General features: G+C 67.9%; 14 protein-coding genes. 8 read left to right on the top strand and 6 right to left on the bottom strand.

The window, feature by feature from the left end:
• Window positions 1-28 precede the first annotated feature (28 nt).
• Together KY501_RS40450 and acs are read left to right on the top strand one after the other, a co-directional pair.
• Window positions 29-517 (top strand): hypothetical protein, encoded by a 489-nt coding sequence (locus tag KY501_RS40450; protein ID WP_224369254.1) that lies wholly within the window; start codon window positions 29-31, stop codon window positions 515-517.
• A gap of 69 nt (window positions 518-586) precedes the next feature.
• Window positions 587-2,548 (top strand): acetate--CoA ligase, encoded by a 1,962-nt coding sequence (acs, locus tag KY501_RS40445; protein ID WP_224369253.1) that lies wholly within the window; start codon window positions 587-589, stop codon window positions 2,546-2,548.
• A gap of 50 nt (window positions 2,549-2,598) precedes the next feature.
• Here acs and KY501_RS40440 read toward each other — a convergent pair whose 3' ends face one another.
• Window positions 2,599-3,777 carry a hypothetical protein gene (locus KY501_RS40440; protein ID WP_224369252.1) on the bottom strand — a complete coding sequence of 393 codons (1,179 nt, stop codon included), beginning with the start codon at window positions 3,775-3,777 and terminating at the stop codon, window positions 2,599-2,601.
• A gap of 188 nt (window positions 3,778-3,965) precedes the next feature.
• On the opposite strand from KY501_RS40440, the gene mxcH reads away from it, so the two are divergent.
• Genes mxcH through KY501_RS40410 form a run of 6 tightly spaced genes read left to right on the top strand, consistent with a single transcriptional unit; the run spans window position 3,966 to window position 11,476 of the window.
• Window positions 3,966-6,794, top strand: coding sequence for a TonB-dependent siderophore myxochelin receptor MxcH (gene mxcH / locus KY501_RS40435; protein ID WP_224369251.1), 2,829 nt, complete (start codon window positions 3,966-3,968; stop codon window positions 6,792-6,794).
• The gene (locus KY501_RS40430) at window positions 6,794-8,008 is read left to right on the top strand and encodes a DUF4374 domain-containing protein (protein WP_224369250.1); all 1,215 of its coding nucleotides are present in this window, start codon (window positions 6,794-6,796) and stop codon (window positions 8,006-8,008) included. The genes mxcH and KY501_RS40430 overlap by 1 nt, the downstream gene beginning before the upstream one ends.
• Before the next feature lie 30 nt (window positions 8,009-8,038).
• Window positions 8,039-8,800, top strand: coding sequence for a MotA/TolQ/ExbB proton channel family protein (locus KY501_RS40425; protein WP_224369249.1), 762 nt, complete (start codon window positions 8,039-8,041; stop codon window positions 8,798-8,800).
• A gap of 3 nt (window positions 8,801-8,803) precedes the next feature.
• Window positions 8,804-9,232 (top strand): ExbD/TolR family protein, encoded by a 429-nt coding sequence (locus KY501_RS40420; RefSeq protein ID WP_224369248.1) that lies wholly within the window; start codon window positions 8,804-8,806, stop codon window positions 9,230-9,232.
• The gene (locus tag KY501_RS40415) at window positions 9,229-10,074 is read left to right on the top strand and encodes an energy transducer TonB (protein WP_224369247.1); all 846 of its coding nucleotides are present in this window, start codon (window positions 9,229-9,231) and stop codon (window positions 10,072-10,074) included. The genes KY501_RS40420 and KY501_RS40415 overlap by 4 nt, the downstream gene beginning before the upstream one ends.
• A 43-nt stretch (window positions 10,075-10,117) precedes the next feature.
• Entirely contained in the window at window positions 10,118-11,476 is a 1,359-nt protein-coding gene (locus tag KY501_RS40410; protein ID WP_224369246.1) for a PepSY-associated TM helix domain-containing protein, read from the top strand.
• Here KY501_RS40410 and KY501_RS40405 read toward each other — a convergent pair.
• From KY501_RS40405 to KY501_RS40385, 5 genes are all read right to left on the bottom strand, one after another.
• Window positions 11,470-11,961, bottom strand: coding sequence for a Fur family transcriptional regulator (locus KY501_RS40405; RefSeq protein WP_224369245.1), 492 nt, complete (start codon window positions 11,959-11,961; stop codon window positions 11,470-11,472). The two genes, KY501_RS40410 and KY501_RS40405, sit on opposite strands and share 7 nt — an antisense overlap.
• A gap of 55 nt (window positions 11,962-12,016) precedes the next feature.
• On the bottom strand, window positions 12,017-12,646 hold the full coding sequence (locus tag KY501_RS40400) for a hypothetical protein (protein WP_224369244.1): 630 nt from the start codon (window positions 12,644-12,646) through the stop codon (window positions 12,017-12,019).
• Window positions 12,643-13,497, bottom strand: a complete 855-nt coding sequence (gene rnhB, locus KY501_RS40395; RefSeq protein ID WP_224369243.1) for a ribonuclease HII — start codon at window positions 13,495-13,497, stop codon at window positions 12,643-12,645. The genes KY501_RS40400 and rnhB overlap by 4 nt, the downstream gene beginning before the upstream one ends.
• 88 nt (window positions 13,498-13,585) lie before the next feature.
• Entirely contained in the window at window positions 13,586-13,969 is a 384-nt protein-coding gene (locus KY501_RS40390; protein ID WP_224369242.1) for a peptidase associated/transthyretin-like domain-containing protein, read from the bottom strand.
• A 45-nt stretch (window positions 13,970-14,014) separates the two neighbouring features.
• Window positions 14,015-15,466, bottom strand: coding sequence for a tetratricopeptide repeat protein (locus KY501_RS40385; RefSeq protein WP_224369241.1), 1,452 nt, complete (start codon window positions 15,464-15,466; stop codon window positions 14,015-14,017).
• Window positions 15,467-15,487 lie beyond the last annotated feature (21 nt).

Below are 15,487 nucleotides of genomic sequence, written 5' to 3'. Positions count from 1 at the left end.
GATGCGCGGGGTTGGTTATGGTGGGCGCGTGCCCACCCGCCGCTCCTTGCTGCCGTGCCTGCTCCTCGCCGTGGGGCTCTGCCTCAGCTGCAACACGTTCCCCCAGAACCAGGGGCACTACGATCTTCGGTTCGTCTCGAAGTACCGGGACGACTGCAACCTGCTCCCCTTCGACAAGCCGGAATCGCTCTGGGATGGCTCACTGCTCATTACCGGACAGGTGGTGCGCATGGACTTCGAGCTGCTGGAGATGCAGCTCGTCGGCCGCTTCCTGGAGTCCAAGGACCGTTTCGCGGTGGACGGCAGTGTGGCCAACGCGTCGATCGTCCTCCCGAACACCAACGAGGAGTGCCTGCTGGACCAGGTGAGCGTGCACCTGGAGGGGACCACGGTCTGCCGCACCCGGTTCGACGGCACTGTGCGGGTGCGTTATGAGGCCCGGCAGCCGGACCAGTGTGTCTGCGAGCTCTGGGCGAGCTTCGAGGCCGTTCAGAATGGAGAGAGCTGCGAAGAGTAGCCTTGAGCCTGGGCCACGGGCGACCTAGACAGGAGGCCTTGTCACGCCGTCCTGCTGGGGAGGAAGCCCATGGCTGAGCAGCAGCGTCCATCGCAAGAGATTCAATCAGTCCTCACGGAGAACCGGATCTTCCCGCCGCCGAAGGAGTTCTCTCAGCGCGCGCACATCCGCAGCATGGAGGATTACCGCCGCCTCTGGGACGAGGCGGAGAAGGATCCGGAGGCCTACTGGGGGGCTCGGGCGCGGGAGGAGCTGTACTGGAAGGAGCCCTTCAAGACGGTGCTGGAGTGGAAGGCGCCGCACGCGAAGTGGTTCGTCGAGGGCCGCACCAACCTGGCCTACAACTGCCTGGATCGGCACCTGCCGAAGCTGAAGGACAAGCCGGCCATCCTCTTCGAGGGGGAGCCGGGAGATCGCCGACGCGTCACCTACGGCGAGCTGGCCGTGGCGGTGAACCGGCTGGCGAACGGATTGAAGTCGCTGGGTGTGCGCAAGGGCGATCGGGTGGGCATCTACCTGCCGATGGTGCCCGAGGCGGCGGTGGCGATGCTGGCGTGCGCGCGGATTGGCGCGGTGCACTCGGTGGTGTTCGGCGGCTTCTCGGCCGAGGCGCTCCAGGAGCGCATGAACGACGCGGGCGCGAAGGTGCTCCTCACGGCGGACGGAGGCTGGCGCAAGGGCGCGGTGGTGCCGCTGAAGAAGAACGTGGACGCGGCGCTTCCGAACATGCGCACGGTGGAGAAGGTGGTGGTGCTGAAGCGGGCCGGGGATGCCGGGCCGCTGGGGCCCAAGGACGTGTCCTGGGAGGAGCTGGTCTCCAAGCAGAGCGACACGTGCGAGCCGGAGTGGGTGGAGAGCGAGCACCCGCTGTTCATCCTCTACACGTCGGGCTCGACGGGGAAGCCGAAGGGCGTGCTGCACACCACCGCGGGCTACGCCGTCAACGTGTCGCTCACGACGCGGTGGGTGTTCGACCTGAAGGATGACGACATCTACTGGTGCACGGCGGACGTAGGCTGGGTGACGGGCCACAGCTACGTGGTGTACGGGCCGCTGATGAACGGGGTGACCACGGTCATCTACGAGGGCGCGCCGACGCAGCCGGGGCCGGACCGCTTCTGGGAGATCATCGCTCGGTACAAGGCGACGATCCTGTACACGGCGCCCACGGCGATCCGGGCCTTCATGCGGCTGGGAGACGAGCACCCGCGCAAGCACGACATGAGCTCACTGCGGCTGCTGGGCTCGGTGGGCGAGCCGATCAACCCGGAGGCGTGGATCTGGTACCGGGACGTGATTGGCGGCGGGCGGTGCCCCGTGGTGGACACGTGGTGGCAGACGGAGACGGGCGGGATCCTGATCTCGCCGCTGCCGGGGGCCACGCCGACGAAACCGGGCTCGGCGACGTTCCCGCTGCCGGGCATCCACGCGGAGATCCTGGATCGGCAGGGCAACGCGGTGCCGAAGGGGCAGGGCGGCCTGCTCTTCGTGACGAAGCCGTGGCCGTCCATGCTGCGCACGGTGTACGGGGATCCGGACCGCTACGTGAAGACGTACTTCAGCGAACTGCCGGGCAAGTACTTCACCGGCGATGGGGCGCGCACGGACACGGACGGCTACTTCTGGCTGATGGGCCGCGTGGATGACGTGGTGAACGTGGCCGGCCACCGCCTGGGCACGGCCGAGGTGGAGAGCGCGCTGGTGGCGCACCACCGGATCGCCGAGGCCGCCGTGGTGGGCCGCCCGGACGATCTCAAGGGCACGGCGCTGGTGGCCTTCGTGACGCTGAAGAAGGGAACGCCGCCGTCTCCGGAGCTCAAGAAGGAGCTGGCCGCGCACGTGGCCAAGGAGATCGGCGCGATTGCCCGGCCCGACGAGATCCGCTTCGCCGAGGGCCTGCCGAAGACCCGCTCTGGGAAGATCATGCGCCGCCTGCTGCGCGACGTGGCGGCGGGCAAGCAGACGACGCAGGACACGACGACGCTCGAGGATCTCAACGTGCTGGCGGCGCTGCGCCAGGACGAGGAGTAGCCCGAAGCCACTCCCCGCCCGCTGACGCCCGAGCCCACCAGCTCCCGGTGTCAGCGGGCCTGGAAGAGCCGCACCGACCAGCCCGGCGCTTCGAACTTCTGGGTGGGGGCGGTGCCGTCACTGCCCAGATCGTAGATCCGCGTGCGGCTGTAGTCCCCATCGGCCACCAGCATGAGGTTGCTGGTTTCGACCCTGAAGGTGTACTGGGCCCCCGCGTTCCAGTCGAAGGCCTCGATGGGCGCGGCGGTGCCGTTCTTGTAGGACCAGAAGCGCCAGTTGGGGCCGAAGGTGACCTGCGACGGGTTGGTGTTCGCGTCGACGGTGAAGCGCTCGTCGTGGAAGACCGAGAACATCGCTCCTCCGCCCGGCAGGAAGTGCAGCATGCCACCCTCTCGGCCCCCGGTGAGGTCCGCGAACTTGAACGCCACGTTCGGCGCTCGGAAGTCCGAGGGAACCTCGAACGCGCACGTCGAGGGCTGGTCGAGCACCACCGCCCCGCCGGGAGCGTAGACCCAGCTCGAGAAGAAGAAGTTGCCGGCAGCGTCACGGCTGACGTAGTCGAGCCCCGGGCACGGAGCCTCGAGGATCTCGACCAGCTTGCTGGTGTTGGTGTCGATCACCACGATGCGCGAGTCGGGCGTGAACCGGAAGTAGGAATCGTCGGTCCAGTACAGGGGCTGGAAGAGCCACCCGTTGCGCCATGCCGCGGCCCGGTCGGAGTAGCCAGGGACCAGCCGGTAGCCGGGGCGTTCCGGGAACGTGGGCAGCTTGATGACCTGGGTGATCTCCATCGTCTTGGGGCTCCACACGATGTACTCGGCGGCACCGTTGAGCATGAACGCCTTGTCTTCGGTGACGAAGGTGTTGAGCCAGAAGCCCATGCTGGTGATGCCGTAGTTGGAGAAGCTGATGGCCGCCTCCTCCACCAACTCGCGGCCCTTGAGCCCGTAGCGGGTGATGGTGAGCTTCTCCGGATTGGTGACGAATATCTTCTGGTTGTAGACCCAGACGTCCGCGGCGCCGGGGAACTCGCGGGCCTTCTTCAGATCGATCGTGGGGGAGTCGAGCTTGTCGAGCACGTTCACGTAGGACGTGGTGCCCTCTGGACCGAACACCAGGTTGCCCAGCACGTAGGCCGGGCCACTATCCGGCGTGTCGTCCGGGGAGTTGTCATCATCACCACCACACGCCGCAAGGAGCAGGAGAGCCAGAGAGCAAAAACGTTTCATTTGATTTTGATTATCAAACTCAAGTGGGCTGTCAAGCAGGGACGCGAGCGCCGCGCGAGGTGAGGGATGTGTTCAGAGGACCTGATAGGGCCCGTCCAGGTCCCCAGACGTTCCTGGTTGACACCGCCCCCCTGGCGTGAGACGAAAATGCGAATCACTCGCGCTCCTATTCTCGGGGCAAGGGATCCATGTCAACCCCGTCGCATGCTCCAGAGGTCTCGGCGTCGCTGTGCATGCGTGACTGCCTGCGGACCGAGGTTGGCGGAGCCCGTGCTGGCAGGGGACTTCGCGGCGGGTGGGGGCTCGAGTTCCTCGTCCTCGTCGCGGTGATCAGCATGGGATTCAGCGCTCGCGCCCAGCAGGCGGCGGGCGCTCCTCCTGCCACGGGCCTGGAGCCGCCCACACTTGTCGAGCCGGTGGAGCCCAACTACCCGGAGGATGCCCGTGCGCAGCGCCTGGAGGGCGTTGTCTCGCTGCGGCTCAGCATCGATCCGGAGGGGCATGTCACCGCGGCGGAAGTGACCGAGCCGCTCGGGAATTCACTGGACGAGGCGGCTCGCGAGGCCGCCCTCCGCCTGCGGTTCAATCCGGCGCGCCGGGATGGGCAGCCGATCGCCGCCCGCATCCTCTATCGCATGACGTTCCGCCTTCCGCCCGAGCCGACCACGGGGAGCGTGACGGCGCAGGTGCTCGATGCGAGCGGCGCTCCGAAAGCGGCCATCGAGGTCTCCCTGAGCGGGCCGGAGCTGGCGACGGCGCGTGCGGTGACCGATGCCGAGGGCCGTGTGCAGTTTCCGGAGCTCGCGCCGGGGCAGTATCGGTTGCAGGCTTCGAGCAGCGCGGGAGCGGTGCAGAGCGATGCGGTCGTGGTGGCCGGGAGTGAGGCCCGCATCGAGCTTCGGCTCCCCGCCGAGCTCCCACCTGCCGCGCCTTCTCCCGTCGAGGTCACCGTGCGCGGCACGGTCTCCGAGGCCCGCCAGCGACAGGAGTCCGCCGAGGCCGTGAACGTCGTCGACCTCAGACGGGCGCGCGAGCAGAGCGCGGATCTCGGCGAGGTCGTCGCGAGGACGCAGGGCGTGGCCGTGCGCCGCTCGGGTGGCCTTGGCAGTGGAACGCGGTTCTCGCTCAACGGCCTCTACGACGATCAGATCCGCTTCTTCCTCGACGGCGTGCCGCTCGAGCTCGCGGGGTACCCGTTCGGCTTCGCGAACGTGCCCGTGAACCTCATCGATCGCGTTGAGATCTTCCGCGGCGTCGTGCCGATCCGCTTTGGCGCGGACGCACTTGGAGGGGCTGTCAATCTCGTCACCGATCAGGACCACCAGACGCGCCTTGGCGCGAGCTACCAGGCTGGCTCTTTCGGCACGCATCGCGTGACGCTCGATGGGCGCTACCGCCACGATCCCACGGGCTTCGTGGCCGGCGGCGCGGCCTTCTTCGACTTCGCCCAGAACGACTACCGCATCAACGTCGAGGTGCCTGATGACCGAGGGCGGCTTCAGCCCGTTACCGTTCCGCGCTTTCACGACGGGTACCGTGCCTTCGGTGGCTCGGTGGAGGTGGGCGTGGTCGATCGGCCATGGGCGCGCCAGCTCCTGCTCCGCGCGTTCGGATCGACCTACGACAAGGATCTCCAGCACAACCTCGTGATGACCGTGCCGTACGGCGAGCCCACGTATGGAGAGACGGTCCTCGGTGCCACCGCTCGCTACGAGCAGCCGCTCTCCTCCAACCTGGAGTTGTCGGTGCTTGGCAACTTCGCGCGGCGCACGATCGACTTCGTCGACAAGGGCGAGTGGGTCTACGACTGGTTCGGGCACCGCATTCGCGAGCGGGCCGTGGCAGGGGAGATCGAGAGCGAGCCGACCGACCAGACAATCTGGCAGAACAGCGGCCTGGGGCGAGTGGGGCTCGAGTGGGTACCGCATGGCGAGCACGTGCTGCGCCTCTCGATGTCACCGACCTACGTGAAGCGGACTGGCGACGAGCGGATCCAGGCCGACCCCTCCGCGCGCGATCCGCTCACCGCCCGGCGCAACCTCTTCACGTTCGTGAGCGGGATCGAGTACGAGCTCAACGCGCTCCCGATCCCCGGTGCCTCCAGCGTGCTCGAGGAGCGGCGGCGCGGCACCGACTACGCCGTCCAGAACACCTTCTTCGTGAAGGACTACGTCTACCGCGCGTCCAGCGAGGAGGCGCTCCCGGGCGGCAACTTCCGTCCGCTCTCGCAGGACTCCCACGCCCTCGGTATCGGCGATGGCGTGCGTGTTCGCCTCACGGAGTGGTTCTACGCCAAGGCCTCATATGAGTACGCCACGCGCCTGCCGCGGCCCGACGAAGTCTTCGGCAACGGCGTGCTCATCTCCCCGAGCCTCGAGCTCGAACCCGAGGTGAGCCACAACGCCAACCTGGGTCCGCACCTGGAGATGCGCCGGGCCTCGCTCGGAGATTTCACCGTCGACCTCAACGCCTTCTGGCGCGACAGCAGCCGCCTCATCGTCCTGCTCGGCAACGACCGGTACTTCACCTACCAGAATGTCTACCGTGCCCGAGCTCTCGGCATCGAGAGCGCTGTTGCGTGGAGCTCGCCGGGCCGTTGGCTGAGCCTCGACGGCATGGTGACCTTCCAGGATGTCCGCAACGCTTCGAGCGAAGGCACATTCGGCGACTTCGAGGGCGACCGCATCCCGAATCGCCCCTGGCTCTTCGCGAGCTGGGGCGCGCGTGTCCGCATCCCAGGATTGCCCGGCCGTGACGACACGCTCGAGCCCTTCTACGCGGGCCGCTACGTCCACTCGTTCTACCGAAGCTGGGAGAGCCAGGGCCTGCGCGACTTCAAGCAGGTCGTCGACTCGCAGCTCACGCACAACCTGGGGCTCTCCTGGAGCATGAAACGCGACGCGCGTTTCACCACCACGCTCGAGGTGCAGAACCTCACCGACGCGGCGGTCTACGACTTCTTCGGAGTGCAGCGGCCCGGCCGATCCATTTTCCTGAAGGTGACGGGAGAGATCTGATGATGACGAGCAGCAAGCTCTGGACTGTAGGAGTGCTCGCGCTCGCGCTCGCGGCGTGCAGTGACAAGTCCGACGATGGGCCCGAGAACCCTGCTCCAGAGGGCAAGCGCTATCTGCTCGGATCCGTGGTCATCGGCGCGGATGGCAACCGCGTCAGCTACGCCCAGATCGTGAACAAGCTGGAAGGCCACTTCACCAATACCAAGGGCATCGAGGAGGGTGGCAACGCGGTCTTCCTGGCGCACGGAAGCGACTTCTTCTACGGCCGCGCCGAGGCTCCGGAGTGGGTTCGGTACTCCACCGTGGATGGGTTCAAGGAGACGGGTCGGCTCAGCTTCCTGAACTATGGCCTCACCTACATGGACTTCGCGAACGTCATCGTGGACGACGAGACCGCCGTCTCCGTGCTCACGGGCGCGTATGTGGCCGTCATCTGGAATCCCAAGGAGATGAGCATCAAGGGGACCGTCGATCTGTCGCACTTGAAGAGGGACGGTTACTCGCTCGAGGCCTTCACGACGACGACGTACAAGGGGCTCGTCTACATCCCCGGCAAGTTCGTCAACTGGTCCACGGCCGATATCCAGCAAACGGTGAGCGTGACCATCCTCGATCCCAAGGCGATGAAGGTCGTCGGGTTCGCCGAGGACAATCGCTGTGGAGCAGGCGGGCGCGTGGTCTTCGATGAGCGGGGCTATGCCTACGTGATGGGCGATGGCCGCAACCAGTCGATGCAGACGTTCGCCGCGGCGGCCGGCAAGCAGACGGTGGTCAACTGCCTGCTTCGCATCGCCCCTGGGGGCACCGACTTCGAGCAGGATTGGTTCTATGAGATTCCGTCGCTCACGGGCGGGCTCGACTCGATGACGGAGCTGGAGCCCGGCGCCGACGGTAGCGGGGTGGCTTTCTCGACGATGATGTACGAGGACCGGATCCCCGCCAATGTCGACCGCATGAACTACGAGCACTGGAGCGTGCCGGCCTACAAGATGTGGCGCCTCACGCTGGGAGACACACCGAAGGCGGAGGTGGTCCAGGGCGCGAACTTCTCGGTTGTCGGGTTCACCGGCAGCGCCGTGGACGGCAAGCTCTACAGCGGCGAGAGCGCGGATGGCGCGAAGTCCTCGGTCATCGAGCTCGACCCTGTCACCAACATCGCCACCCAGAGGTTCACGATGGATGGCTACTTCTCGGCGCTGTTTCCGCTCGAGTGAGACACCGGTTCGGATGAAGGGGAGCAAGACATGATCGAAAGACTCACCTATCTCATGGTTGGCTCGGGCGCCGGTTGGGTGCTCTGGCTCCTCATCGCGCTGAGCCTCGCCTCGGTCGCGGTCGCGCTCGAGCGCGCGTGGGCCTTCCGCCGGGTCCACGGAGACATGGACCAGCTCGTGCCCGAGTTCCGCAAGCTCCTTCGCGGCCACGAGTACGAGCGCGCGCGGCAGCTCCTGGAGCGCACGGACACCGTCGAGTCGCGCGTCGTGGCCGCGGGGCTCGCCGAGGCGGATGTCGGCCCCGCGTCCGCCGAAGAGGCCATGGCGGCGGCCATCGGACTGGAGCGCAAGCGGCTCGAGCGGCGCCTCATGTTCCTGGGCACCGTCGGGAACAATGCCCCGTTCGTGGGACTGCTCGGCACGGTCATCGGCGTCGTCGGCGCGTTCGAGGCGCTGGGGCACTCCCAGCCCGTGAATGGCGCGATGGCCGCGGCGAGCGCGCTGGCGCCCGAGCGCATCATGAGCGCCATCTCCGAGGCACTGGTTGCGACCGCGGTCGGACTGGTCGTGGCGATCCCGGCGGTGGCGGTGTTCAACTACTTCCAGGGCCGTGTCACGTCGGCGATCGCGGACGCCGAGACGCTCGGCCACGTGCTGCTGGCGCACCTGCGCGAGGAGGAGGCTCCCCGGAGCGTTTCGCGCAACGGCGTCCACCGCGAGGCCGCGAGCCAGCATGTGCCCGCGAACGGGCAGTCCACCCCGGTGGGCCCCCTGGCGACGGTCACGGAGTGACCCATGGCCGGGTTCTCTTCGAACAAGCCGAACGCGCCGATCACGGGAATCAACGTGACGCCGCTCGTCGACATCACGCTCGTGCTGCTGATCATCTTCATGGTGACGGCGAAGATCGTCGTGTCGCGGGCGATGCCCATGGACCTGCCGCGGGCCGCGACGGGTGGCGAGGTGCAGCAGATCTTCAGCGTCTCGCTGCGCGCCGACGGCACGACGTTCGTCGACAGCGAGCCGGCGCCACGTGACGAGCAGGTGCTGCAACTGGCGCGTACCGCGCTGGCGGCCCACCCGGAGCTGCGCGCCGTCGTGCAGGCGGATGGGACCGTGCCGCACAGCCGCGTCATGCATGCGCTCGACATCCTCCGGCAGGCCGGCCTGTCCCATATCGCCTTCGCGGTGGAGCCGGGGCCGCCGGTGGAGGTTGCTCCTTGAGCAGCCAGGGTGCGCTGGCCGGGAGGGCACCTCGCGTCCGCATGGGCACGCGAGCGTCGATTCTCGATCAGGCGCCTCGCCGTTCGCCGGGGCCGTTCATCGTGGCGGGTGTTGGTGCCGCGCTGCTCCATGCCGCGCTCGTCGTCGGGGCGAGCTTCATGGGGCCGTTGCGGAGCGAGAGCGGCGCCGTGAAAAGCGCGCCCGTGACTCAGTGGGTGGAGATCGAACTCCCGCCTCGGCCTCCGCCGGAGCCGGTCGCGCCTCCCGCCGCCGAGCCGCCCAAGGTGGAACCTCCGCGCCCGAAGGCCGCGCCCGCGCCTGTGCCACGGCCCGCCAGCCCTCCCACCGCGAGCGCACCGCCACCCGCCGCCGCGCAGGCCGCGAAGGTTGCGACGGCTGCCCCCGAGGTCGTGGATTTCGGGGACACGATCGTGATGGGCGAGGGGACCACCTATGCCGGAGGAACGACCGAGTCCGGTGGCACCGCGACCCACGCGGTTCGTGACCCGGGGGCGCGGGCGGGTGGGGTCGAAGGGGGCACGGGCACGGATCTCGCCGCGGATCGTTCCAAGGGCCCGGCGCTCGCGGGTGGGGCTCGTTGGGATTGTCCGTTCCCGAGCGAAGCGGATGACGCGGGGATCGATCAAGGCGTCGTCTCCCTGCGTGTCGATGTGGATGCCCGGGGCAGTGTGCTCTCAGTCGCCGTGACGTCCGATCCAGGGCATGGCTTCGCGCGAGAGGCGCGGCGCTGTGCGTTGTCCAAGCGGTGGGCTCCTGGCCTCGATCGAGCCGGGCAACCCACGCGAGCGACCGCGCTCGTGAACGTGAAGTTCGAAAGATGACCGCTCTGCCCATGGCGGCGGAGCAAGCCTCGAGGAGACGACGATGCGCGCATTCTGGACTGTCGTTCACCGATGGATGGGGCTCATCACCGCCGCCTTCTTGTTCATCACGGGTCTCACGGGCGTGGTCATTTCCTGGGACCACGAGCTCGACGAGTGGCTCAACCCCCAGTTGACCCGGGCTCGAGCCCAGGGAACGCCGCTCCCGCCGCTGGAGCTGGTCCGTTTGATCGAGGCCCGTCACCCCGAGGTGCGTGTCACGTACATGCCGATGGCCGCGGAGGAGGGGAAGTCCATCGCGGCCAGCATCTCGCCCCGTGTCGACGCGGCGACGGGCAAGCTGTTCGAGCCGGGCTTCAATCAGGTGTTCGTCGATCCGGTCTCCGGAGAGGAACTGGGCCGTCGCGAGTGGGGGCGGGTGTGGCCCGTCACCCGGGAGACCGCGGTCTCCTTCCTCTACAAGATGCACTACACCCTGCACCTGCCGGTGATGTTCGGCACGGATCGCTGGGGGCCGTGGCTGCTCGGTGTCATCGCGCTCATCTGGACCTTCGACTGCTTCGTCGGCTTCTACCTCACGCTGCCTCTTCGCAAGCGACGGAGCACGCCGGCTGCTCCCACCACCGAACCGGCCGTGGAGGCCGGCAATCCCCAGGGCGCACCGCGCTCCTTCTGGCAGCTCTGGAAGCCCGCGTGGCAGGTGCGCTGGGGCGCCGGGCGTTACCGGCTGAACTTCGATCTGCACCGGGCCTTCGGGCTCTGGACGTGGGTGCTGCTCTTCATCCTGGCGTTCACCGCGTTCTCGATGAATCTCTACAAGGAGATCTTCATCCCGGTGATGTCGGTCGTCTCGAAGCTGACGCCCTCTCCGTACGACACGCGCGAGATGGCCGCTCTACCGATCGAGTCCAAGGTCAGCTACGCCGAGGCGATCGCGATCGCGGACCGCGAGGCCCGGAGCCGCGGCTGGACGGAGCCGGTCGGGTACCTGTACCACGCTGAGTACTACGGCATTTACAGCATCGCGTTCTTCCACCCCGAGGACGGTCATGGCGCGGGAGGCGTGGGTCATCGTGAGCTCCAGCTCGACAGCCAGGACGGCCGGATTCTTGGTGCGCGCCTGCCATGGAAGGGCACGGCCGCGGACGTCTTCGTCCAGGCCCAGTTCCCGCTGCACTCCGGCCGCATCCTGGGGCTGCCCGGGCGCATCCTCATCTCGCTGATGGGTCTGGTGGTGGCGATGCTCAGCGTTACCGGCGTCATCATCTGGTGGAAGAAGCGCACGGGACGGGTCCGGTCCGCCCAGCGGACTCCGGCGCGAGCGGAAGGCCTGCCCGCCTCCACCGCCTCGGTGGCTCGCGTCATCGAGCCTCAGCGAGGCCCGCAGGAGACCGCTCAGTGAGCGCTCTGCTTCCGGTGCTTGGCGCTGCAGTCTGAGCACCGCCCCGACAGCTCCATGACGTGCTCGTCGAGTTCGAAACCGTAGCGCTCCGCGATCTCTCGCTGGAGCGCTTCGAGCGCTTCGGATTGGAACTCGACGACCTTCCCGCAGGAGGAGCACACCAGGTGATCGTGGTGCTCCTGCTCGAACGCTGCCTCGTAGAGCTGGCGATCGCCCCGGGAGACGAGCGCGGGCTGGATGATCTTCGCTTCGATCAGCAGGGGCACGGCCCGGTAGACCGTGGCCATGTGCGCACCGGACACGCCCCGGCTGTGGAGCACGTGCACGAGGTCATCGACCGAGAAGTGCCCCTCGTAGGTGAGGGCGGCCCGGACAATGGCCTCCCGCACGGTGCTCATGTTCTGGGACTTGGCCCGCAACGCCACCCGGAACGCCTCGACGGCCCGTGAGATGACGTCCTCCTGTACCGGCACTTTGCGAGCCACTCGCATCTTTTCACTGTGCCAACGTTTCCGATCCGTGGCAACCGGAGCGATGCCCTCAGCGCTTCAGGTGCGTGATGGCCTCGGCCAGCAGCGCGGCGACCCCTCGGCGGGTGACGTGGATGACCTTGCGTGTCGCAGTCGGCGGGCCGCCCGTGTAGTGCTCGCTCACCTTGTGGTGCAGCTCCGTGGCGCCCCACACCAGCACCAGGTCCGCCCAATCCAGGTTGTGCCGGGCCTTGTCCGCCGTGTGCCGCTCCGTGCCGTCCACCATGCGCAGCGCTACTCGGTTGCCGAGCTGATCCTCCAGCTCCTCGCGCACCGCCGGCGAGCCACCCACGATCACCACGCGCTTCACGCCCTTGCGTTGGCAGGCCTCCACGAAGTCCGCCACCGCTCGCCGGTTGTTCGAACCCCCGCAGCTCTCACAGTGCGTTCGGGGTTCCACCAACAGTGGCTCGCGGCCACTGGCTCGTGCCACCTGCGCGCACGCCTGCGCGCTGCAGACCCGGAAGAAGCGCTCGGCCAATACCGCCTCCGCGCGCTCCAGCTTCTGCTCGCTCATGCGAGCCTTCTTCGGGTTGGTGATCTTCGCTTCTTCCAGCGTGGAGCGGGCCCGGGTACGGGAGTCCGTGGGCGTGTAGCCTCGCTCTGCCAGCCACTCGTCGATATCTCGGTCTGCGCTCACGGGCGTGTGGGTGGTGGCGGTGATGGGGGGAACAGCTCCTCCTGCACGGGCGTCAGCCCGAGCGCCTCTCGCACCGGCCCGAAGCTGCGCCGGTGGATCGGCAACACTCCCTTCTCCTTGAGAGCTTGGAAGTGTTGCGGCGTCGGGTAGCCCTTGTGCGAGGCCAGCCCATAACCCGGATACTGCGCATCCAACTCCGCCATCATCCGATCACGCGTCGTCTTCGCGAGGATCGAGGCCGCGGCGATGCTCAGGGACAGGGCGTCTCCGTGGATGATGCCCTTTTGCGGACAGGGACACTCGGGAATGGTTCGCGCGTCCACCAGCGCGTACTCCGGAACCAGAGTGAGTCCTTGCACCGCTCGTCGCATGGCCAATAACCCCGCGTGATAGATGTTGATGCTGTCGATCTCTTCCACCGCCGCCACGCCCACGGCCCAGGCCAGCGCGTCCCGCTTGATGGCCACGGCCAGCTCCTCGCGCTTCTCCTCGTCGAGGATCTTCTTCGAGTCGTCCAACCCCTTGAGCCGGTAGTGCTTCGGAAGGATGGCCGCCGCGGCCACCACCGGGCCCGCGAGGGGCGCCATGCCCGCCTCATCCACTCCGGCAACCCGCTCCATGCCCTGGGTCCACAGCTCCACCTCGTAGCGCAGCAGGTGGCGCAGCCGCTGACCCTCGGCGCGATTCTTCTCCTGCCGGGCGCGGATGCGGCGAGCCAGCGTCCGAGCCCCTTGCCGCCCGTCAGCCTCCAGTGCCTCCAGCAGGCCACGAGGTACGGGCTGCGCCCGCTCGACGAAACGCTCGGTCAGCTCCGAGAGAGGGACGCGGAGCAACTCTTCCAGGCTCGGCATGACTCTCGAAGGCTAGCGGCCTGTTGATGACGGAACAACCTCCGAGTGTGGATGCTCGCCAGGGTGTCTACCCCACGGGTAGTGGACGCTATGGGTTGAGCTGGAGGGTGACCGAGTCGGGAATGGGCTCACAGTGGCAGTCATCGCACTGCCACTCCACCTGTGTGGCAGGGGAGACCTTCGGGCCCGCCGTGGCCGACAACCTCGTGGGTCCTGGGGCGATCGACTCGTTCACCGCCCTGCTGACACCTACCTCGTTGGTGACACCGGTGATGCTCTCGTGGGTGTCCTCGTTCGTCGCGGTGATGGTGGCCCCCTTGACGTGGACCCCCTCCGCCGTGACGACCTCCACCTTCAATGACACCAGCTCCTCCGAGCAGGTGTCTCCCCCTCGATCCACCACGGGCCTGTTGTCACAGGCCGGAAGGCAGGCGAGGCCCAGCAACACCGGGAGGATTCGCAACCGATACATGGCTCCGAAGCTGGTGCTGGCCCCGCTCGGCGGCAACACGGATCGTCAGGAAGTGGGCGAAAGGTGCCGCTGGGCGAACCGCGAGGCGTCCGTGTTCGGATACCGGTGAACGACGTAGCGGTAGATGCTCGCGGCGCGCTCGGGCTCCTTCATCCGCTCGGCGAAGACGCGGGCCAGCAGCACCAGCGCCCGAGAGGCCTCCGGGCCGTCCGGCGCTACGTCCGCCGCGGTCTCCAGCGCCTTGATGGCCAGCGGGTACTGCCCCTGCGCCACGGCGGCCTGGCCCACGAAGAGGTGGTGGGCGGGCTCGATCTGCTTGAGGGATCGCGGCTCCGAGATGTCGGCGTAGAGCGTCAGGGCCTTGCTCGCGTCCTGGGCTCCTACCGCCTGGGTCAGCGCTGCCAGCGTCTCGGTGAGGGATGCGGAAGCCTCGGGGGGAGGCTCCGCCGGGGCGATGGAGGCGGGGCGCAGCGAAGGTGCCGCCACCCGAGGCCTGGCGTCTCCCAGCACGGGCTCCAGGTAGTCCGTGGGCGAGCCGTAGCCGATCTCATCTCCCCGGTTGTACAGGAGCAGCCCCAGCACGTGCGCCATGAGGAAGGGGGCCAGACACGTCACGAACTCCGCCCCCAGGCGCGAGAGGAGGGGCAGCTCGAGCGCATGGATGCCGGCGGCTACGACGTGGCCGAGCACCAGCGCCACCGTGAGGACCGCCAGCGCGCCCAGCGTGATCAGATAGTCCCGGCCCAGCCGGCGCGCGGCGAAGAGGACCGCCACCGGATTGAGCATCCTCAGCACGCTCTGCCCGGCCGCCGCGAACAGCAGGGCCATGGGCAGGTAGAGGGCTCCGGCGAGGACGATCAGCCAGAGGATGGGGTCCCCCACTACCTGGCTCCAGTCGAGCTGGGGCAGCCCTCCGGAGACGTAGAAGGCGGGATTCGACAGCATCTCGTCCATCGGCTTGCTCACGTCCCAGCCCTTGATGAAGAGCAGGTAGAGCAGTCCGGGCAGCCACAGCAGCGTCGTGCCCACCAGGCCTCGCATGGCGGGGCTCACGCAGTCGGTGAAGACCTCCGAATAGTCGGGCGTGTCCAGCTCGCGCTCGCCCCGGGCCGTGGCGCGGACGATGTGGAAGAAGGCGCCCCAGAAGATGCCCAGCCCGATCACCGTGGGCATGAACTTGAGCAGCAGGAAGGTCGATGCGGCGGCCCACCGGCACACGGTCAGCAGGAAGCTGAGGCCCGCCAGCACGGCCAGCCCGGTCGGGGTGAACGGGTAGCGCCAGGCCCCGCGCAACTGCGTGGCCAGGGGGATGCGCGAGCGGTGGACGAGGATCGGTACGGCCTGGCCCTGGCACAGGCCGCAGGAGAGGTACTCCGTGGACATCGAGCGGCGCACCGCGACACAGTCCGGGCACAGCGGGGCCTGGCAGTTGTTGCAACTCCAGCCCGCCCCGGCCTCGGGGTGACTCCGGCAGCGGGCGGGTGTGGTCTTCTCCAAGGGCCCCCTCATGGAGGGCAG

Origin of the sequence: Hyalangium versicolor (genome assembly GCF_020103695.1) — a bacterium.
GTDB lineage: Bacteria > Myxococcota > Myxococcia > Myxococcales > Myxococcaceae > Hyalangium > Hyalangium versicolor.
Note: the sequence above shows the minus strand (reverse complement) of the source record. Positions and strands in the feature narration are given on the sequence as shown.